The 20766-nt window shown below is 60.3% G+C and carries 19 protein-coding genes; 7 read left to right on the top strand and 12 right to left on the bottom strand.

Annotated features, from left to right (window positions below; all coding sequences use genetic code 11):
• The 6 genes from AC07N8_RS09480 to AC07N8_RS09455 all read right to left on the bottom strand — a co-directional run.
• On the bottom strand, positions 1-2093 hold a 2093-nt coding region (locus AC07N8_RS09480), incomplete at its 3' end, for a hypothetical protein (RefSeq protein ID WP_495065924.1).
• Between the two features lie 291 nt (positions 2094-2384).
• Positions 2385-2750: a DUF6124 family protein gene (locus tag AC07N8_RS09475; RefSeq protein WP_493143217.1), complete on the bottom strand. Its 366-nt coding sequence runs from the start codon at positions 2748-2750 to the stop codon at positions 2385-2387.
• A gap of 380 nt (positions 2751-3130) precedes the next feature.
• Positions 3131-5071 (bottom strand): cyclic di-GMP receptor LapD, encoded by a 1941-nt coding sequence (gene lapD, locus AC07N8_RS09470; RefSeq protein WP_493143215.1) that lies wholly within the window; start codon positions 5069-5071, stop codon positions 3131-3133.
• A 22-nt stretch (positions 5072-5093) separates the two neighbouring features.
• Complete coding sequence (lapG, locus tag AC07N8_RS09465) at positions 5094-5801, bottom strand: cysteine protease LapG (RefSeq protein ID WP_483840708.1); 708 nt, start codon at positions 5799-5801, stop codon at positions 5094-5096.
• An 80-nt stretch (positions 5802-5881) separates the two neighbouring features.
• Positions 5882-6289 (bottom strand): YbaN family protein, encoded by a 408-nt coding sequence (locus AC07N8_RS09460; RefSeq protein ID WP_493143214.1) that lies wholly within the window; start codon positions 6287-6289, stop codon positions 5882-5884.
• Positions 6290-6299: 10 nt separating this feature from the next.
• On the bottom strand, positions 6300-6887 hold the full coding sequence (locus AC07N8_RS09455; protein WP_483840710.1) for a UPF0149 family protein: 588 nt from the start codon (positions 6885-6887) through the stop codon (positions 6300-6302).
• Between the two features lie 434 nt (positions 6888-7321).
• On the opposite strand from AC07N8_RS09455, the gene recQ reads away from it, so the two are divergent.
• The 4 genes from recQ to AC07N8_RS09435 all read left to right on the top strand — a co-directional run bounded on the left by recQ (position 7322) and on the right by AC07N8_RS09435 (position 12204).
• A complete protein-coding gene (gene recQ, locus AC07N8_RS09450; RefSeq protein WP_123433986.1) occupies positions 7322-9448 on the top strand; it encodes a DNA helicase RecQ in 2127 nt (708 codons plus the stop codon).
• A 119-nt stretch (positions 9449-9567) separates the two neighbouring features.
• Positions 9568-10002, top strand: a complete 435-nt coding sequence (locus AC07N8_RS09445; RefSeq protein ID WP_493143212.1) for a MarR family transcriptional regulator — start codon at positions 9568-9570, stop codon at positions 10000-10002.
• Positions 10003-10129: 127 nt separating this feature from the next.
• Entirely contained in the window at positions 10130-11872 is a 1743-nt protein-coding gene (locus AC07N8_RS09440) for a motility hub landmark protein FimV (RefSeq protein WP_493143210.1), read from the top strand.
• 44 nt (positions 11873-11916) lie between these two features.
• Positions 11917-12204, top strand: coding sequence for an Rdx family protein (locus tag AC07N8_RS09435; RefSeq protein ID WP_140666852.1), 288 nt, complete (start codon positions 11917-11919; stop codon positions 12202-12204).
• Here the strand turns inward: AC07N8_RS09435 and AC07N8_RS09430 are convergent.
• Both AC07N8_RS09430 and AC07N8_RS09425 read right to left on the bottom strand, forming a co-directional pair.
• Positions 12198-13091, bottom strand: a complete 894-nt coding sequence (locus AC07N8_RS09430; protein ID WP_483840713.1) for a DMT family transporter — start codon at positions 13089-13091, stop codon at positions 12198-12200. The genes AC07N8_RS09435 and AC07N8_RS09430 overlap by 7 nt on opposite strands.
• 78 nt (positions 13092-13169) lie before the next feature.
• Positions 13170-13928 carry a helix-turn-helix transcriptional regulator gene (locus AC07N8_RS09425; RefSeq protein WP_493143207.1) on the bottom strand — a complete coding sequence of 253 codons (759 nt, stop codon included), beginning with the start codon at positions 13926-13928 and terminating at the stop codon, positions 13170-13172.
• Between the two features lie 129 nt (positions 13929-14057).
• On the opposite strand from AC07N8_RS09425, the gene AC07N8_RS09420 reads away from it, so the two are divergent.
• On the top strand, positions 14058-14873 hold the full coding sequence (locus AC07N8_RS09420; RefSeq protein ID WP_027922292.1) for a UDP-2,3-diacylglucosamine diphosphatase: 816 nt from the start codon (positions 14058-14060) through the stop codon (positions 14871-14873).
• A 175-nt stretch (positions 14874-15048) separates the two neighbouring features.
• Here the strand turns inward: AC07N8_RS09420 and AC07N8_RS09415 are convergent, their stop codons facing one another.
• Together AC07N8_RS09415 and AC07N8_RS09410 are read right to left on the bottom strand one after the other, a co-directional pair.
• Entirely contained in the window at positions 15049-15639 is a 591-nt protein-coding gene (locus tag AC07N8_RS09415) for an HD domain-containing protein (protein WP_493143206.1), read from the bottom strand.
• Between the two features lie 33 nt (positions 15640-15672).
• Positions 15673-15984, bottom strand: coding sequence for an Mpo1-like protein (locus AC07N8_RS09410; protein ID WP_027922294.1), 312 nt, complete (start codon positions 15982-15984; stop codon positions 15673-15675).
• Positions 15985-16147: 163 nt separating this feature from the next.
• Here AC07N8_RS09410 and AC07N8_RS09405 point away from each other — a divergent pair, with 163 nt between their 5' ends.
• Positions 16148-17209, top strand: coding sequence for an AraC family transcriptional regulator (locus AC07N8_RS09405; RefSeq protein ID WP_483840717.1), 1062 nt, complete (start codon positions 16148-16150; stop codon positions 17207-17209).
• Here the strand turns inward: AC07N8_RS09405 and AC07N8_RS09400 are convergent.
• A complete protein-coding gene (locus AC07N8_RS09400; protein ID WP_483840718.1) occupies positions 17166-18620 on the bottom strand; it encodes a TrkH family potassium uptake protein in 1455 nt (484 codons plus the stop codon). The genes AC07N8_RS09405 and AC07N8_RS09400 overlap by 44 nt on opposite strands.
• Positions 18621-18741: 121 nt before the next feature.
• Between AC07N8_RS09400 and AC07N8_RS09395 the strand changes: the two genes are divergently transcribed.
• Entirely contained in the window at positions 18742-19308 is a 567-nt protein-coding gene (locus AC07N8_RS09395; RefSeq protein ID WP_483840719.1) for a nitroreductase family protein, read from the top strand.
• Positions 19309-19357: 49 nt separating this feature from the next.
• On the opposite strand, the gene AC07N8_RS09390 is transcribed toward AC07N8_RS09395, so the two are convergent.
• Positions 19358-20698: a sensor histidine kinase gene (locus AC07N8_RS09390; RefSeq protein WP_483840720.1), complete on the bottom strand. Its 1341-nt coding sequence runs from the start codon at positions 20696-20698 to the stop codon at positions 19358-19360.
• Positions 20699-20766 lie beyond the last annotated feature (68 nt).

Genomic DNA, 20766 nt, shown 5'->3' with positions numbered 1-20766 from the left:
CCTATGGAGACTGCACTTGGGCCCGTGCCATCAAAAATCTCCACCTGCTGGCCGTTGCTGGCCGTGCCCTTCAGTTTCAAGGTGGTGCTGGTTGTGGTTCCAGCGTTGGGGATTTCCTTGCCGCTGGCGTCCTGGACGTTGGTGAGCGTCGGCACAATCAACGCGATGACCGTCAAAGTTCGCACGTTCGAGTAGACCGGGTTGCTGTGATAGAGCGATTGGGCGGCGAATCGGTGTGCCCCCGCCGCTACGGTTGCGGTGAGCTCCCAGATACCTGTCGTCGCATGGGCCGTCGCTTTCCCTATGGAGACTGCACTTGGGCCCGTGCCATCAAAAATCTCCACCTGCTGGCCGTTGCTGGCCGTGCCCTTCAGTTTCAAGATGGTGCTGGTTGTGGTTCCAGCGTTGGGGATTTCCTTGCCGCTGGCGTCCTGGACGTTGGTGAGTGTCGGCACAATCACCGCGATGACCGTCAAAGTGCGCACGTTCGAAAAAACATAACCGCTGTGATAAAGCGATTGGGCATACAAACGGCGCGCGCCCACCTCGACGGTTATGCTCAGTTCCCAGTCGCCTGTCGTGGCGTGGGCAGTCGCTTTTCCTTTGGAAACGGCACTTGGGCCAGTGCCCTCAAAAATCTCGACTTGCTGGCCGTTGCTGGCCTTGCCCTTCAGTTTCAAGGTGGTGCTGGTTGTGGTTCCAGTGTTGGGAATTTCCTTGTCGCTGGCGTCCTGCACGTTGGTGAGCGTCGGTACTGTCACCGCCACGACTGTTAAAGTGCGCACGTTCGAATAGACCGGGTTGCTGTGATAGAGCGATTGGGCGGCGAAGCGATGTGCACCTATCGCTACGGTTATGGCGAGTTTCCAGATGCCTGTCGCCGTATCGGCAATCGCTTTCCCTACGGAGACTGCACTTGGGCCAGTACCGTTATAGATCTCCACCTGCTGACCTTTGCTGGCAGTGCCGGTCAGTTTCAAGGTGGTGCTGATCGTGGTTCCCGTGTTGAGAATTTCGTTGTCGCTGGCGTCCTGCACGTTGGTGATCGTTGGCACAATCGCCGCGATGACCGTCAAAGTGCGCACGTTCGAAAACACATCACCGCTGTGATAAAGCGACTTGGCGTACAAGCGGTGTGCACCCGCTGTTACGGTGATGGTGAGCTCCCAAACGCCTGTCGTTGTATCGGCGGTCGCTTTGCCCTTGGGCACCGCGCTTGGACCGCTGCCGTCATAGATCTCGACCTCTTTACCTTTGCTGGCCGTGCCCGTCAGTTTCAAGGTGGTGCTGGTCGTGGTTCCAGCGTTGGGGATTTCCTTGTCGCTGGCGTCCCGCACGTTGGTGAACGTCGGTACAGGCACAACCACGGCGAGGTGAATATCCAACCGTTTGGTCGGCGACTGAGCGGAGTTGCCCAACTGATCGAACACAACAAAATCGGCCGAGGTGCTCGGGTTATCGCCCACTTTCTGAAAGGTGTCGGTGAAGAGTTTTTGGACAACCGGCGCCGGCGCGTCGGGTACTTCCCATTGAATCGTCTCATCGCCCAATTGAAAGCGGATACGGTCGTAAGCGCGCCGGTTGGACCAGGTGAACCCGAATTCAACACCCAGCGCCGCTCGGGCGGCATCGACGCCGTTGGTGATCACGTCGGGCGGGATCACCAGATCCAGGCTATCCGGGGTGCGCAGGTGATACAGCACCAACAGATCGCGAGACGGTTCGACGTTTCCACCAGGGCGCGTGACCTTGTAATGCAGGCGATTCACACCCTGAATCAAACGGCCGTGTGGAATGTACAGACGTATGCGCTGTGTTTCTTCTCCCGGCGCAACGGTCCGTCCCGTCACTGGGGTGGGATCGTCGTTGACATACACATCCACCCGATCATCGACGGACATGGTCGAAGAGCGCATCTGCAGCTCGGTCCACGGATCGACCAGGCACTCAAGGCCTTGCGGATTGCCATCGTAAAGCGCCTTGGGAATGCCGCCGTGCGCAATATCGGCCGGTTTCACCGGGGACACCCAGCCCTGGATGATCAGGGAATAAAGCACGAATCGCTCGTTCAGCACGGATGACTGGATGTCCATCTTTCTCTCCTGGTTGTGATAAGCCTCAAGTCCTCTCGGGACAAGGGCCATCACACACGGGAATGAACGGACTGACTACTGTCAGAAATAACAGGTTGAAGCGGTTTTCAGACCAATGGTCGAAAGGTCTCACCCAGAGTACGACTCGCGAACCAGCGCACCTTCTCTGTGGAGGCGAGCCTGCTCACGATGAAGCCCGATCAATCTCCACAAAACTCTACGGCCAACCCGACCATTGTGGCGAGGGGGCTTGCCCCCTCGCCACAGGTCGGGGGCTCGCCCTAAACCGTGTTAGCTATGCGGATCGACGTTATCCAGCATCCGGTTCACCGCCATTTCCCCCAACATCACGGAGTTTTGAATGCCCAGCAGCGTGTGGCGCTGTGTGCCGTTCAACTGCCCCGCAAAATCACTCAACATGACACTCGCCGACGCCAACGTCTCACAGGCGTTCACCAGCAACGTTTCGTTATCGGTATCAGGCCCGACGAAGTAGATCGTGCTGGGTTTGCGTGGCGTGTCTTTGGGAATGACCGGTTTGAGGTAGTAGTCGAGGGCGCGGTCGGCGGCGGTGTTGAGCTTTTTGGAGTCGGTGGATTCGTAGGGGGAAACGTCGTCGGTGTCGGTTTCTGGCGGGTTGGGTGTGATTTTGAACATGGTGAAACTCCTACAGAAAATGGAGCCACCAAAACTTGTCGCTAAACAAGTGAGGGTGGCGGCTGCACGCAGGTTAGCGAACCGGGTGTAGGCGCCCGGCAGATCCGAAGATCTCCCGCGCACAGCCGCCATGACAACAATTGCAAACATGAACAGTCTGCAAGGGAGTTTGGAGCGCTGTTGCGCCTACAAAGGTTCGGGTCGCTAAACCCGATCGCTGATTTGTCAGCGACCGGGAAACAATAGAGCCCGGCCCTGAGGCGCACAAGCCGGCGGATTCTGGCGCAGTCGTAGGCAACGGCGCAAGAATATGTAGCCTGAGTGCGTGTCTGGAGGTGTCTTTTAAACACCGGTGTTTACTGCCCAATCATCGCGTCCGTCTACATCGGCTCCGGCGGCCCGATCAACCTCCCCATCACCCCAAACAACCCCAGTTCCCGAATCACCTCCAACTCCCCCTGCGTCTCCACCATCTCCGCAATCAACGGCAGATCAATGCTGTTGGTCGCCCGATAAATCGCATCTATAAACAGCCGCTTGTCAGGCTGCACATCAATGCTGCGGATGTACGCGCCATCGATTTTCAAATACGCCAACCCGAGCTGCGTCAGGTTGCCGATCTGGCTGAAGCTGCCACCAAAGTGTTGCAAGCCGATGCGATAACCGGTGTCGAGCAGGCTATGGCTCAGGCGTTGCAATTCTTCGGGTGGCGGCAATTGGCGTTCGTCGATTTCCAGGGTCAGCAGCGGTGCCAGTTCCGGCAGTGAGTCGAGCAAGTCGATGATCTGTCGCAGCTGCGCCGGATCGCGCAGGGTGCTGCCGGACAGGCTTAACGCCAGGGGCCAGCGATTGACGACGAGGTAGTCGAGGGTCGCTTCGAGCATCGCCAGATCGAATCGTGCGGACCAGCCGAGGCGCTCGATCCATGGCAGAAAATGGCCGGCGGCAATGGCTTCACCGCTCGGGTCGAGCAGACGCGCGAGGACTTTGTGGTGCAGCACCTGGCTGGTGTCGGCGCATTGCACCACGGGTTGGAAATACAGCTGCAGTTTGCCGTGGGTCAGGGCGTCGTCGATCCAGGCGCGCCAGTCATGCTGGGAGTGGTTGTTCGCGGTGCTGGTATCGGCCAGATGCACCCACGGCCGCTCGGGGTGTTGCCGGGCTTGCGTCAGCGCCTGATCGAGGCGCAACAGCACGTCGCTGGCCGGTTCGCCGGGGTGGTAGGGGACAATGCCCAAATGCGCCACCGGCATGCAATCGCTGGCACCGGTCAAGCGCAGGTTTTCCAGGGTCGCACTGATTTCCGAGGCCAGGCGTTCGGCGTCGGCGTCATCCAGGCCCGGCGTCAGCAGGCTGAACTCCCCGCCGCGGTTGCGCGCCGCCAGCCAGGTACGACGTTCTGGCAAATGCGTCAGGCGTTTGAGCAGTTCGCCGACGGCGCTGATCAACGCGTCGGTGCGCTGACCACCCAGACGCTGGTTGAGGCCGATCAGGTCGTTGACCCGCAGCATCAGCAAATGGCCGGTGCTGCTCTGTTCGCTGATCAGCAGCTGATCGGCCAGTTGTTCATCCAGCAAACGGCGATTGGCCAGACCCGTGAGGCTGTCCTGGTAGGACTCGGCCCGCAGTTTTTCACTGCGCGTGGCTTCTTCGGCGAACAGTGCCTTGAGCTTCTCGACCATCTGGTTCATGGCCAGCACCACGCGCCGCAATTCCGGGGTGCGCGGCAGTTTTGGCAGGCTCAGGAACTCGCGTTTGCTGATGGCTTCGGCCTGTTTGACCATTTTGTCGAGCGGGCGCAATTGCCGACGCAACAACCAACCGCCGAACACCGCGCTGAGCAGTCCGCAGACCAACAGCCAGAGCAGGCTGCCGAGCGTGCTGTCCCAGAGTTTGGCCAGGGCGAATTGCGGATTGCTCAACACTTCGACCCGCGCCACCTGTTCCCAGCCGCGCATGATCAGTGCGTCGCCACCTTCGGGACGCAGGTTGACGAGCCTGACGAACCAGCCCGGAACGCCGTCGATTTTTGCGGGGGCGCTGCGTTCCACCAACACCTGTTCATCGACGATATTGACCACGCGGATGCTGCGGAAATAACCGCTGTCGTAAATCGAACTGACCATCAGCTCGATCATGGCCGGGTCGTCGATTTGCGCGGTCAGCGACAAACCCAGTGCGGTGGCGGCGTCCTGGGCATGGGAGCGCAACTGGCCGAGCATCTGTTCGCGGGAGCTTTCCAGGCTGACAAAAAAACTGCCGCTGAAGGCCACCAGCAGGAACAGGCAAATGGCGAGAAACAACTGTTTGCGCAGTGACATAAATCGCTCCTTGCTATGACGGCTAGCCTTCGCCCACGGCGAATCCTTCGGCTTGCATCTTTTTCAACACGTCTTGCCAGCGCGACAGTTTTTTGGTGTCGCCGCTGCGTTTGCCGCCGTTGGCCCCGGGCAAGTACAGGCCTTCGGCGTTGAAGGCGTACACCGGCAACAGGTCTTTACGCTGGGACGCGGGGCGGATTTCGCCGATCAGGTTGTCCAGCACCAGCGGTTCGGCCGTGGGGCTGCTGTAGAAGGTCAACACCATGTGCGCCTGGTTTTGGGCAAGTGCCTTGACGTAGGTGATGCGCAGTTTTTCGCTGGGAACGCCGAGGTAACGCAGGCTGAAATATTTCGCCAGCGCGTAGTCTTCACAGTCGCCGGCGCCTTTGATCAGCGATTCTTCTGGCGTGGCCCAGTAATCGGTCTGACGCCAGATGCGCATGTCGTCCTGAAAATTCAGCTGTTGATTGAAGAACTGATTGACCGCATTCAGTTGCTCGCGCTCGGGTTGCTTGAGTTCGCTTTTGAGCATTTGACTCCAGGCCTCGATTCTTCCTTGAGCGGGGCCGAGAGGGCCGTAGCGTTTTTCGGCGGTTTGCAGAATCAGCGAAAAGTCCCAGTCGGCGAGGACACTGCCCAACCCTGTCAGCAGAAAACTGACCAACAGCAGCCACCCGCCGAGCCGAAGTCGGAGCGTTGACCATCCTGGACTACGCGGACGACGTGACATGTCTGGCTGCTCGCGTGCAGATGACTGAAGTCTAGGCGGTGTTTTCAGCGAGGGCGGACAAATTGTCGGGTGGGTACTGGCTACCTGTGGTGAGGGGGCTTTTGCAGGGTTTTTTGCTTGAGGATGTAGAACGTGACGAGCACGGCGCTGGTCAGCATGAAGCCGCGGGCCCACGGCAGGGGCACCAGGTAGCAGGAGAACAGGATGCTCGCCCACATCAGCCCGATGGCGTAGACCTTGCCCTTGAGGGGGATGCCGTTGCCGTCGAGGTAGTCACGAATCCACGGGCCCAGCCGTGGATGCTCCACCAGCCACTGATAGAAACGCGGCGAACTGCGGGCGAAGCACGCGGCGGCCAGCAACAGAAAGGGTGTGGTGGGCAATACCGGCAGGAAAATCCCGATCACCCCCAGCGCTACGCTCAGCCAGCCGATGGCCAGCAGCACGTAACGCAACATCAGGGAGCGGTTGCCTATGGGGTTGTCCATAGGCAAGACCTTAGTGGTGACGTGGCTTGAGGATCGCCGGTTTTTCGTCTGGCGCGTTGCACAGCAGGTACAGCGCGGTCAGGGCTTCCGGGATCTGCACGATCATGTCGTCCATCAGGTTGGCATCTTTGGCGATGTCTTCGAACTCTGGCTGTTCGTCGAACAGGCCCGAACCGACCATGATCGGCAGGAGCATTTCGCTGACTTCGTCTTCGGCCGTTTCGAACCAGGCGGCTTCGCGCAGGAACACGCCTTCCATGAAACCGATGCACCAGCCGCGCAGGTCGGAGTCATCCGGCTCTTCACCCAGGTCCAGGTCGCACGGCAGCTCGAACTCTTCATCGGACGCCAGTTGGCGGGCGATGTGGGCCTTGAGGGCCAGCAGGGTGGATTCGATGGCTTCACGCTCGGTGTCGTCGGCGTAGTGCGGCTCTTCGGCGAAGAGGGCGTCGATCCATTCACGGTCCGGCACTTCTTCGGAACAGATCGACAGCGCGGTGAGGTAGCCGTGGGCGGCCACGTAGTCCAGCGCCTCGTCATGCAGTTCGTCGGCGTCGAGGAAGACTTGCAAACGGGTTAGTTGCTCAGCGAAGGACATTAAAGGGCTACCTTGGGAAATAAACAGATGCGGGAATTCTAGGCCTTCTTGAGCGCTCAGGCCAGCCGCGCGGGATATTTGCAGCCATGGGAGGGATTCTCTGGTCACCCGTACTGTTCGGTCAGACTCAATCCCTGTGGGAGCGAGCCTGCTCGCGAAAGCGGTGGGTCAGTCAACATTGCAGTTGAATGTGGCGCCGCCTTCGCGAGCAGACTCGCTCCCACAGGTTCTGCGCTGAATTGGTTTTCATGTGTCTTATCAGCGGTGCCCTGCGCAGTGGAGGCCTCGGGTATACTCGCGCGTTTTGTGATGCCCTGCTGGCGTCGCGGCTGAGATGTGAAGCGTCATGCAACGCGCACTTACGATTTGTCAGTGCAGCGTGCATGGTTCTGAACCAGCCTTGCAGGGATGTTTTTGTGATTTTTGGAGTTTTTATGCTCGAACAGGCTCAACGCGTCCTCAAGGACATCTTCGGCTACGACAGTTTTCGTGGCCGTCAGGGTGCAATCATTGAGCGCGTGGCCAGCGGTGGCGACGCCCTGGTACTGATGCCTACCGGTGGCGGCAAATCCTTGTGTTTCCAGGTGCCGGCGCTGTTGCGCGAAGGCCTGGCCGTGGTGGTGTCGCCGCTGATCGCACTAATGGACGACCAGGTCGCCACCCTCGAAGAGCTCGGCGTCGCGGCCGCAGCCTTGAACTCCACGCTGAGCGCTGAACAACAGCGCGACCTGGCGGCCCGCATCAAGCGCGGCGAAGTGAAGATGCTCTACCTCGCGCCCGAACGTCTGGTCCAGCCGCGCATGCTGGCCTTCCTGCAAAGCCTTGAAATCGCCCTGTTCGCCATCGACGAAGCGCACTGCGTGTCGCAATGGGGGCATGACTTCCGTCGCGAATACCTGCAACTGGGGCAATTGGCGGAGTTATTCCCGAATGTCCCGCGTATCGCCCTGACCGCCACGGCCGACAAGCGTACCCGCGAAGAAATCGTCGACCGCCTGCATCTGCAAGACGCCGAGCGCTTCCTGTCGAGCTTCGACCGCCCGAACATTTTCTACCGCATCGTGCCCAAGGAGCAGCCGCGCAAGCAGTTGCTCGCGTTCCTCGCCGAGCGGCGCAGCGATGCCGGCATCGTTTATTGCCTGTCGCGCAAGAAAGTCGATGAAGTGGCCGTGTTCCTCAGCGAACAAGGCTTTCCAGCGCTGCCGTATCACGCGGGTTTGCCCAACGAAACCCGGGCCCATCACCAGAAGCGCTTCCTCAACGAGGAAGGCCTGATCATGGTCGCCACCGTGGCGTTCGGCATGGGCATCGACAAACCCAACGTGCGGTTTGTCGCGCACCTCGATTTGCCGAAATCCCTTGAAGCCTATTACCAGGAAACCGGTCGTGGTGGCCGTGATGGCCTGCCGGCAGACGCCTGGATGGCTTACGGCCTGCAAGACGTGGTGATGCTCAAGCAAATGTTACAGAACTCCGAAGGCGACGAGCGCCACAAGCGTCTGGAGCAGCACAAGCTCGACGCGATGCTCTCGCTCTGTGAAGAAACCCGCTGCCGTCGCCAGACGTTGCTCGCCTACTTCGACGAAGACATGCCCGAGCCATGCGGCCATTGCGACAACTGTGTTGACGGCGTGCAGACCTGGGACGCCACCGAGCCGGCCCGTCAGGCGCTCTCGGCGATTTATCGCACCGGCCAGCGTTATGGCGTCGGGCATCTGGTCGATGTGTTGCTGGGCAAGGACAACGAAAAAATCCGCAGCATTGGTCATCAGCATCTTTCAGTTTTCGGGGTCGGCAAGGCGATGGGCGAGAGCGAATGGCGCTCCCTGTTCCGACAGCTGGTTGCCCGTGGTCTGGCCGACATCGACCTCGAAGGCTACGGCGGCCTGCGCTTGAGCGACACCTGCCGGCCGCTGCTCAAGGGCGAAGTGACCCTGGAACTGCGCCGCGACCTCAAGCCGCAAACCACCGCCAAAAGCAGCAAGAGCCAGGCGAGCCAACTGGTGCGTGGCGAAGAGCGCGAGCAGTGGGAGGCGCTCCGTGCCTTGCGGCGCAAACTGGCCGAAGAACATGGCGTGCCGCCGTACGTCATCTTCCCCGACTCGACGTTGCTGGAAATGCTCCGCAGCCAGCCGACGTCGCTGGCAGAAATGGCCACGGTCAGCGGTGTGGGGGCACGCAAGCTCGAGCGTTATGGCGAGGCCTTCCTCGAAGTGCTGGGCGGTCAGGTCGAGGCACCGAAAGTGGTGGCCGACGTGCGCCACGAGCTGATCACCCTGGCTCGCGCCGGCATGACTCCAGTGCAAATCGCCGGCCAGCTGCAATGCTCGGAAAAGAACGTCTACACCATGCTCGCCGAAGCAATTGGCAAGCAGCAGCTGTCTTTGGAGCAAGCGCTGGACCTGCCGGAAGAATTGATGGGCGAAGTCCAGGATGCGTTCCTCGACGGCGAAGGTGAATTGCCAGCGGTGTCAGAGATCGCCGCACTGTTTGCCGGTCGAGTGCCGGAAGGCGTTTTGTACTGCGTGCGTGCCGCCCTGCAATCGGAATTTGAGGTTTAAGCGGGCCTGTAGGTTGATGTAACGATTCACTACAGACCAAACCTTGCCTCAAGCCAACGGCCATGCTTAGCTGACTAATAATTAGTTTTAATTAATTTCAGTCTAATCATGAGTGTTTTATGCCGTTAACCGATCAACACCGCTTTGGCATGCAACTGGCCCAGATGTCGCGTGGCTGGCGTGCCGAACTGGACCGTCGTCTCGCCGGTCTGGGGTTGTCCCAGGCGCGCTGGCTGGTGCTGCTGCATCTGGCCCGTTTCGAGGAACCCCCGACCCAACGTGAGCTGGCGCAAAGCGTCGGTGTCGAAGGGCCAACGCTGGCCCGTTTGCTCGACAGCCTTGAAAGCCAAGGCCTGGTACAGCGCCAAGCCGTGCTGGAAGACCGTCGGGCGAAAAAAATTGTCCTCTGCGCGCCGGCCCTTCCCCTGATCGAACAAATTGAAACCATTGCCACGCAATTGCGCCACGAGTTGTTCGCCGGCGTCGATGAGGCGGACCTGAAGGTGTGCATGCGGGTTCACGGGCACATTCTGGGCAACCTGGAAAAATCTTGAGGCATAACCACTCGCCAGACTTTTGAGATACCCCGTTGGGCAGACTATAAAGAACTACTAGGCAATATCGTGTTCGTACCGGATGTGCAAACACGCATAGGTTGGTTCTGTTATTTAAGGGATGCTCATGCTCGAGAGTTGGCGGTTGGTTTTACGGTGTGGCGTCAGGTCGATTCTGGTCAGTGGCGCTATCACCTACTCGACATTGGCACCTGCGCTGGGTTTGGGGGACATCACGCTCCACTCCGCGCTGAACCAGCCGTTGAGTGCCGACATCGCCCTGGTGGATGTCGGTGGCCTGGAGGAGGGCGAGTTGTCCGTCAGCCTGGCGACGGCGGATGAGTTCAGCCGTGCCGGTGTCGAGCGGGTGCTCTTCCTCAACAATCTGAAGTTCAGCCCGATCCTGCGAGGCAATCGCAACCTGATCCGGGTGACCTCCAGCAAAGCGGTCAAAGAACCTTTCCTGAATTTCGTGGTGCAGCTCAATCAGCCCAACGGGCGCTTGCTGCGCGAATACACGGTACTGATTGATCCGCCGGGTACTCCGGGGATTGAACCTGTCGCTGATGAGCCGGTTGCCGAACCTCAGCCTTCTGCGTTTCCGGCCGTCAAACCGGCCAGTGCGCCAGTAGCGCCTGCGAAGAAACCCGCACCCCCGCAACCTGCCGCCGCGCCTGTGAGTGATCCCGTTGTGGCTGAGCAACTGGCCGCCTCTGTCCTGCAAAACCAGCAACTGCAAAAAACCATCGATGAGTTGAATGCGAAGCTGGCGGCTCAGGATGAGCAGATCGCCGGTCAGAAAAAACAGATCACCGAACTGCAAACCCGATTGGCTGAAGTCAGACAAACGCCAGCCGAACCCGCTGCGCCGGTGGCGGCCGTGCCCGCGCCTGTGGTTGTCGAGGAAGCATCCAATTGGCCATTGATTATCGGGCTGCTGGCACTGGTGGCTTTGGTGCTGCTCGGGTTGTTCCTTCGTCATCGACGTCAGCAGGTCGCGGCCTTGCCCGAGGCTGCCCCCGATTTGTCGTTACGGCAGGAGCCGATGCTTGATCCTCCTGCGCAACCGTTAGTCCAAAAGACCCAGCTCAAACCCGCGTCCGATCATCGTGAAGACAGCTCAGCGGGCGATGTGCTGGAAGGGGTCGGCATCTACCTGACTTATGGCCGATTTTCCGAAGCCGCCGCCATGTTGCGAGACGCGCTGGTCAAGGAGCCTCAGCGCACGGATCTGGCGGTGCAACTGCTGGAAGTGCTCGGCAAACAGGGTGATGTGACGGCCTATGATGCGCAGGAAAGCAGCCTGCGAAACGCCGGGTTCGACCCAGAAAAACTGCAGGACATCCGCGTCAGCCATCCGAAACTGAGCAGTGCTGCACCCGCGGCGGCCGCGCCCGTAGTCGCCCCGGTTGAAGCTGTGCCCAACGATGAATTTCAGTTGAACCTGGATGAATTGTCGATGGATTCAAATTGGGATCTGGTCAGTCCTTTTGACACTCCGCCGCCCGCCGCCAAACCTTCAGACGAGCTGACCTTTACCTCGAACCTGCACGTGATGCCCGACGTGTATGAACTGCCTGACGAGTCGTCGCAGCAAGCGCCCGAACTGGAATGGGACCCCGTACCAGATACGCCATCACTGGATGACGACTTCCTGGATGAATTCAACGATGCGCCTCAATCGCTGGAACTTGAACCGCTGAGCCTGGCCCCGGCGGCGCCCTCCAATGCCGGGAAACTGGAACAGGCCCAGACCTGCATCGACGATGGCGACCTCGACCGCGCGATCAAGCTGCTCAACGAATTGCTCAAGGACGGCGACGAACCGCTCAAGCAGACTGCCCGCAGTCTGTTGGCCGGTATCGGCTGAGGCACTATGATGGCTGCGCTCCCAGACCCAGAGAATTGTCCGTCATGACCGCGCACAAACCGGAAATCGTCATCACCTATTGCACGCAATGCCAATGGCTGTTGCGTGCCGCCTGGCTGGCCCAGGAACTGCTCAGCACCTTTGGTGATGACCTGGGCAAAGTGTCGCTGGTGCCCGGCACCGGTGGGGTGTTCCATATTTTTTGTGATGACGTGCAACTCTGGGAGCGTAAGGCCGATGGCGGCTTCCCTGAAGCCAAGGTGCTCAAGCAGCGGGTCCGCGATCAGATCGACCCGGACCGCGACCTGGGCCATAACGACCGCACTCAGTGAGACGCCGCTTCAGCCGCTACAGTCTTTTTGCTTGAACCACCGGACAGCCGGCTGGAAACCACGATCGCGACGATGATCAGCGCGCCACCGATCAGCATCCGCAACGTCGGGTTTTCATTGAACAACAGCCAGGCCATGGTGATCCCGTAAACCGGTTCCAGGGCAAACACCACCGCCGCCGTGCGGGCCTTGATCACCGCCAGGCTGGCGACGAACAGACTGTGGGCGACGCCGGTGCAGAACACTCCAAGCAGGCCGATCCATAGCCAGTCGATGCCACGCACTTCACTCAATTGCGGTGCCGCCACGGGCAGCAGGCACAGCGCGACCACCACGTTTTGACACAGCGCGGCCTGTACCGGCGGGATCCGTCCGGAACTGGCCCGGTTGGTCAGCGACAGCAGGGCAAACAACAACCCGGAACCGACGGCCCAGAGCAGGCCGGTGGTGGCGCCGCTCGCCAGATCGAAGTCCGGTGTGACCAACACCAGCCCGACACTGACCAACACCACCAGCAGGATTTCATTGGCGCGAATCCGCTCGCGGAAGATCAGCCCTTCGAGGATTACGGTAAATGCCGGGAAACTGGCAAAACCCAGGGTCGCAATCGCCACGCCCGCCACCTTCACCGCAATAAAGAAACTTACCCAGTGCCCGGCCAACAGCAAACCGCTGAGCAGCAGGCGGCGCCAGTCCACGGCTTCAAGCTTCTGCCAACGGGTGTTGCTGGCGAAACGCGCAAAACCCGCGAGAGCCAGCACCGCAAACGCGGCCCGGCCAAAGACGATGACAGCAGGGGAGGCGGCGGCGAGTTTGCCGAACACACCGGTCAGGCCAAACATCAATGCGCCGATATGCAGGGCGCCAAGGGCGGTACGGGGTGTCATTGCAATCCTTGATCAATACAACCAACAGAGGGGCAGTCTAGAGCGCTGGCGGCGCACCTGTCTGTCGTCAGACTCGCCTCATTTGTCGCCAGCCTCGCGCCGCAGTTTGCCGGGGGAGGCGCCAAACTCGCGCAACACTGCGGCGGCGAAGGCGCTCTGTGAGCTGTAGCCGACCCGACTGGCAATCTCGCCGATGGGCAATGACGAATCCCGCAGCAATCCCACCGCGATATGCAGCCGCCGACTGCGGATGTAATCCATCGGCGTCTGCCCGCATTCAGCGACAAACCGTGCATGCAACCGGGCGCTGGACAACCCGGCGACACCGGCCAGGTCCGCCACTTGCAGCGGATACGCTGCATGCCGGTCGATGTGTGCATTCATCGCCGCATACGGCAGGCGTCGTCCTCCCACGCTGGCCGGTTTGGCGTTGTTGAGGCTGGCCAACAACAGCACGGCGCCTTGTTGCGCGATCAAGGGATCGTTGACCTGACTGCTCGCCAACCAACTGACCAATTGGCTCTGCCCGGCATCCAGAGGCAAGCGTCCGGCGTTGTCGAGCAGTCGGCGACTGGCCTCGGCGTGCTCGCCCAGCGACTGTGAAACCCATTGATCACTCGGCACATCCAGCACCAGGCAGCGGCTGCCATTGCTGCTGCCGCAGGCGTGATGGAAACCGGACGGCACCACCACGAAACTCTGCTGCACCACCTGACTGCCATGCCCGTCGACTTCGAAATCCAGCGCACCCGACAAGCCGAACACCAGTTGGGCGTGGTCGTGGCTGTGGACGATCAGGTCGTGGGTGTACTGGCGAAGTGTGAGGATCGGTCGCATCACCGCTCTCCTGGGCAAGATGACGCCAGTCTACACCGGCCGGTTGCTGTCACAGGAATGACTCAGCACTGTCATGGCCGATTAACCCGACCGGCGCAAGCTTGGAAAAACCATCGCAGAGGGTTGCCCATGACCAGCGCCGAGCTCGCCAAACCCAGTCGTAAGCAACGTGTGCGGACCTTGTGGATTTCTGATGTGCATCTGGGCACTCGAGACTGCCAGGCCGAGCACCTGTCGCAGTTTCTCAAGGGCTACCACGCGGACAAGATTTACCTGGTCGGCGACATCATCGATGGCTGGAAACTGCGCGGCGGCATGTACTGGCCTCAGGCGCACACCAACGTCATTCGTCGTTTGCTGACCATGAGCAAGCGCGGCACCGAAGTGATCTACGTCACCGGCAATCACGACGAGTTCCTGCGTCGTTATTCCAAGCTGATCCTGGGCAACATCCAGTTGGTCGACGAAGCCGTGCACGTCACCGCCGATGGCCGTCATCTGCTGGTGATCCACGGCGATCAGTTCGATGTCATCACCCGCTATCACCGCTGGCTGGCGTTCCTGGGGGACTCGGCCTACGAATTCACCCTGACCCTCAACCGCTGGCTCAACCACTGGCGCGCCCGTTATGGCTACGGCTATTGGTCGTTGTCGGCGTACCTCAAGCACAAGGTGAAGACCGCGGTCAGCTTCATCAGCGACTTCGAGGAAGCCATCGCCCACGAATGCGTGAAGCGCGAGTTGCATGGCGTGGTGTGCGGACACATTCACCATGCCGAGATTCGCAAGGTGGGCGAGGTGGATTACCTCAATTGCGGGGATTGGGTGGAGTCGTGTACGGCGTTGATCGAGCATTGGGACGGGTCGATCGAGCTGTATCGACTGGCGGATGCGCAGGCGCGGGAGGCGGAGTTGAAGGCGCTGAAGGTTGCTGAGCCTGCGTAGGTATGGCCTTTGTGGCGAGGGGGCTTGTCGGACCGCCGCATCGCCCCGTTCGGCGGCGAAGCCGTCGTAAACCGACGAATGAGGTCTGTCAGGAGTAACCGGCTGAATGGTTTTGGGGGGCGCTTCGCACCCCAACGGGGGCAAGCCCCCTCGCCACAGGGTCCTGTGAGGGGCATCAGGCCGGCGAATATTCTTCCATCGCCGCCCTGTAGATCGAGTTCTTCGGCTGCGCAAACAACCGTTCCATCATCGGCGTAAAGAAACTCAGTGGCAGCGTGTCATACGCCGGGTCAAAGGCCGCCGCATCGTATTTGGCACAGAACTCGATGGTCGCCTGATACTGCGGATGGTCCTTGAACTGCTCGCGCAAGTGCCGATCCATACCCAAATGATGGAAAAAGTAATAACCCTGGAAAATCCCGTGTTTCTCCACCATCCACAGATTCTCGGCACTGACAAACGGCTTGAGAATCGCCGCGGCGATGTCCGGATGGTTGTAGGAACCCAAGGTGTCGCCGATGTCATGCAGCAACGCACAGACTACATATTCCTCGTCACGGCCATCGCGCCAGGCGCGACTGGCGGTTTGCAGGGAGTGCGTGAGACGGTCCACCGGGAAGCCACCAAAATCGCCCTCCAGCAACTTCAGGTGCGCCACAATCCTGGAAGGCAATTGTTTCGCGTAGGCACTGAAATCCGCGGCGATGATCGCCCAGTCTTCCTGCGTGCCATCCTTCATGTGGGTGAAACGGGCGTTGGCATTCATCGACTATTCTCTCTTCGTGTTCTGGACGCTTGGTTAGAACGGTACGCGACCCAGAATCATGTCTCGGTACATGACAAAGTCGCCGAGCAGGCTATAAAGAGGATGCTGGAAGGTCGCAGGCCGATTCTTCTCGAAAAAGAAATGCCCGGCCCAGGCGAAGCTGTAACCCGCCAGCGGCAGGGCCCACAACAGCAGCCATGCGCCTTTGCCGATGGTCAGGGCAAGAATGAAGATGACCAGCGTCGTGCCGATGAAGTGCAGTCGTCGGCAAGTGCTGTCGCTGTGCTCGCTGAGGTAATACGGGTAGAACTCAGCAAAGCTGTTGAAACGTTTGATGTTTTCCACGACAGCGATCTCTGTGGTTATTGTTCTGATTGCAAGATGTTCTGCGGGTAGCTTATTTGAGTCTAGAGTGATCATTGGTATCAGCCAGTGACAATAGGCGCCACTTTAGTATCCTTCGAAAACTAGCCGCGTCAGACGGCTCACTGAACAGTAAGCAAACGCCATGAGCGAACGAACGACTTCTGCAAGCTGGGCGATGGGGATTGTCAAAGCACTGGAGATGGACGGCCTGGATTGCCGGGCACTGTTCAAGCAGCTAGGGCTCGACTACGCATCACTGGATGATCCGGATGCGCGATTCCCGCAAGATTCCATGACGCGGCTGTGGCAGCGCGCGGTCGAGCTGTCCGGCAACCCGGCGATCGGCCTGAACATGGGCAAGGTGGTGCGACCGGCGTCCTTCCATGTCGCCGGTTACGCCTTGATGTCCAGCCAGACCCTGGCCGAAGGCTTTCAGCGCCTGGTGCGCTATCAGCGGATCATTGCCGAAAGTGCCGACCTGAGTTTCCGTCTGCTGGATGAAGGTTATGCGCTGATTCTGACCGTCCACGGCGACCACCTGCCGCCGACCCGGCAAAGTGCCGAGGCTTCACTGGCCTGTGCGCTGGCGTTGTGCGGCTGGTTGACCGGGCGCACCTTGCAACCGCGCAAGGTGCTGATCCAGGGCGACCAACCTGTCGACCTCGAACCCTATAAACAAGCCTTTCATGCGCCGTTGCTGTTCAACGCACCTTACGACGCATTGATCTTCGAACGGGCCGACATGGAAGCGCCACTGCCGACCGCCAACGAGGCGATGGCGCTGTTGCATGACCGGTTTGCCGGTGAGTACCTGGCGCGGTTTTCCGAGAGCCGCGTGACGCACAAGGCGCGGCAGGTGTTGTGTCGTCTGCTGCCCCAAGGCGAACCCAAGCGCGATACCGTGGCGCAGACGCTGCACCTGTCGCAACGCACCTTGCAGCGACGCTTGCAGGAAGAGGGCACCAGTTTCCAGGCCTTGCTCGATGACACCCGGCGTGAATTGGCCGAGCAATACCTGGCCCAGCCGACCATGACGCTGCTGGAAACTGCCTACCTGCTGGGGTTCGCCGACCCGAGCAATTTCTTCCGCGCGTTCCGCCGCTGGTTCGATGCCACCCCCGGTGAGTACCGGGCGCACATGACCGAAGCGGCGGCGCAGGTCAGTGGCGCCAGAACGCAGGAATGCACAGAACAAACACCGTAATGATCTCCAGTCGGCCGAGCAGCATGCCGAACGAGAGAATCCACTTGGCGGCGTCCGGCAACGACGAAAAGTTACCCGACGGCCCGATGGTCGGACCCAGCCCCGGCCCGACACCCGACACGGTACTGGCCGCACCAGTCAGGGCGGTCATCCAGTCCACGCCGAGCAGTGAGAGCAGCAACGCGATGACGCAGATGGTGATGGCGAAGAAGAACGAAAAGGTCAGGATCGAACGCACGATTTCTTCGTCGAGACGGTGACCGTTGTACTTCTGCTTGATCACCGCGCGCGGGTGAATCAATTGGTTAAGGTTGGCCTTGAGCAGGATATAGGCGACCTGGAAGCGGAATATCTTGATCCCGCCCGCCGTCGAGCCCGAGCAGCCGCCGACAAAGCCCAGGTAAAAGAACAGCATCAGCGAGAAATTGCCCCACAGGCTGTAATCCCCCAGCGCAAAACCGGTGGTGGTGACCACCGATGTCACGTTAAACGCCACATGCCGCAAGGCGTCGAGCCAATGCAGTTGGGTGGTCCACCAGTACCAGGTGCCAAGCACCAGCCAGGTCACCAGCAACATGCCGAGCATCCCTTGAACCTGTTGATCCTTGATCAAGGCCCGACGGTTGCCGCGCAAGGTTGCGACGTACAGGGTGAAGGGCAGGCTGCCGAGAATCATGATGACAATCGCCACCCAGTGCACCGCCGGCTGCGTCCATTTGGCCAGCGACTGGTCCGAGGTGGAAAAGCCGCCGGTGGAGATCGCTGACATCGCGTGGTTGATTGCATCAAACAGGCTCATCCCGGCCCACCAGAGCGCCAGGCTGCCGATAATGGTGATGCCGACGTAAGCCGCCACGATCAGACGCGCCACCATGTGCGAGCGAGGCATGACCTTTTCCGAACGGTCTGAGGACTCGGTCTGAAACAGGCGCATGCCACCGATGCGCAGCAGCGGCAGAATCGCCACCGCCATGCCGATAAAACCAATGCCGCCTAGCCAGTGCAGCAGCGAGCGCCAGATCAGGATGCCGGGGGACATGGTGTCCAGGCCGCTGAGGACCGTGGAGCCGGTGGCGGTGATGCCGGACATGCTTTCGAAGATCGCGTCGGTGAAACTGACGTGTTGAGCCAGCATAAAAGGCAGCGCGGCGAAGAAGCAGACCACCAGCCAACTGCTGACGGTCAACAGATACATGTCCCGTGGCCGCAGGTGGATGTGCTCGGGACGACCGGGGATAACCATCGCCAGGCCGGCGACAAAGGTAATCATGCTCGACCACAGGAACGAGGGCAGCTCGTGGGTGCGCTCGAAGATCATCAGGGTCGCCATGGGCACGACCATGGCAATGGCCAGCGTGATCAGGAAGATGCCGATGATAAAACCAATGATCCGTAAGGTCGGCAACGCCATGAAATCCGCTCGGGCTGTGGTGGGAGTGGGCGCCATTCTACCTGCGGGGCAGGGCATGTAAACCGACGCCGCGTGCGCACTTGCAGCTAGAATAGCCAAACATTTTTCCAGGAGGTGGCCGATGCAGGCTCTCGACGCTTTGCTCAACCGTGTTTCCGTTCCACGACTGCTTGACCCGGCGCCAACTGCGGCGCAACGCGAAGTGCTGTTTGGCGCCGCCATGCGTGCCCCGGACCATGGTCATTTGCAGCCTTGGCGCTTTCTGACTGTCGAGGGCGCGGCACGTGAGCAAATGGGCGAGCTGCTGGCTGAAGCGGCGAAGCTGCAAGACAGCGAGGTGTCCGAAGCGGCACTGGACAAGGCGCGAAACGGCCCGCTGCGTGCCCCGTTGGTGGTGGTGGTGATTGCGCGGGTGCAGGATCACATCAAGTACCCGAAATCCGAGCAACTGTTGGCGGCGGGCTGTGCGGCGCACGGAATTTTGCTGGCGGCGTATGCGCAAGGGATTGGCGCGGTATGGCGCACCGGTGAACTGGCCTACTCGGCGCATGTGGCCAAAGGGCTGGGGTTGGCGGAAGGAGAAGAGGTGATTGCGTTCCTTTACCTCGGCACACCGCAGAAAGAACCGCGGGTGGCCGAGAAAGTCGACCTCGCCGAATTCGTCAGCGCGTGGCCCGGCAAGGCCTGAGTACACCCATCAAAATGTGGGAGCGAGCAGGTTCGCTCCCACAGGGGGGTTACGGTTGGACGACGACCCCCGGCACCAACGGCAATTCCAGACTGGCCACAAACCCGCCCTGGGGATGATTGGCCAGCACCAGACTACCGCCATGGCGCTCCGCCGCACGCCGCGCAATGGCCAATCCAAGGCCATGCCCGGCGGCTATCTGCCCCGGCGCTCGATAAAACGGCTCACCCAACTGATTCAAATGCTCGGCGTCCACGCCCGGCCCATGGTCACGCACGCTGACCACAATGCGCTCACCCTGACGCACGGCCTGCACTTCAATCGACTGCCCCACCGGGTTAAAGCGCTGGGCGTTGCGCAGCAGATTATCGACAGCGCGCTCGATCATCGTCGGCCAGCCCTTGAGGTTCAGTTGCGGCTCCGCCTCCAGGCGTACATTCTGTTCCGGTGAACCCAGTTGCGCATCCTTTTGCAGCGTATGAAGCAACGCGTTGAGGTCGACCTCTTCGGCACTGGCGTTGTCGGCATCGACCCGCGCCAGCACGAGGATTTCGCTGATCAACGCCTCCAGCCGGTCGCATTCGCGGGTCAGGCGCGGCCAGAGTTTTTCCCGTTCTTCAGGGTTGGCCCGTTCCGCCAATGCCAGGGCAATGCGCAGTCGGGCGAGCGGGGAGCGCAATTCATGCGACACATCGCGCAGCAACTGCCGCTGGCTGCCGATCAAGCTTTGCAGGCGTGAGCCCATGCGGTTGAAGTCATTGGCCAGCACGCCGAACTCATCGCGCCGGTTGGCCAGTTTCACCAGGCTGTTCTGCTGATATGTGGTTTGCCCCAAGTCATGCACGGCACCGCGCAAACGGCTGAGCGGGCGGGTGATCGACAGCGTGACGAACAGGCTGAACAAGGTCAGCACCACCAATGCGATGCCCAGCGCACTCAACGGCCACAGCAGGCTTTCGCGGTGCCAGGAATCCAGTTCAGGGTGCGGGATGCGATAAATCAGCAGGTAGGTGTCGCCGGTTTTTTCGCTGGTGTATTCCGCGGTCAAACGGCGCCATGGCAGACGCCGATCATCGTTGTTCTGCCGGGCTTCGAACGCGGCTGCGCGACGCGGGAAGGTGCCGCGGACGACCGGGTCGCCGCTTTCGTTCAGCACCTGAACGTCGATGTGATATTGACGTTTGCGCTGTTCCAGAATGTCCTGGGCGGCTTCTTCACCTTGGGATTCGTAGGTTTGCGTCCACTCTTGCGCCAGGGTATTGAGGCCCGGATGGCGGCTGAGGATCCACGCGTCCTGGTTGAGCATGTGCCCCAGCAGAATGGAAAGCCCTGCCACCAGAGCGATGGCCAGCCAGAAGCTGGCCAGGATACGCCAGAACAATGAACGCACAGAAAATCCTCAAGCTGACGCAAATCCCTGTGGGAGCGAGCCTGCTCGCGAAAGCGGAGGGTCATTCA

Source organism: Pseudomonas sp. GW821-FHT10C09 (assembly GCF_059415465.1).
This window is presented reverse-complemented; position numbering and strand designations above follow the sequence as displayed.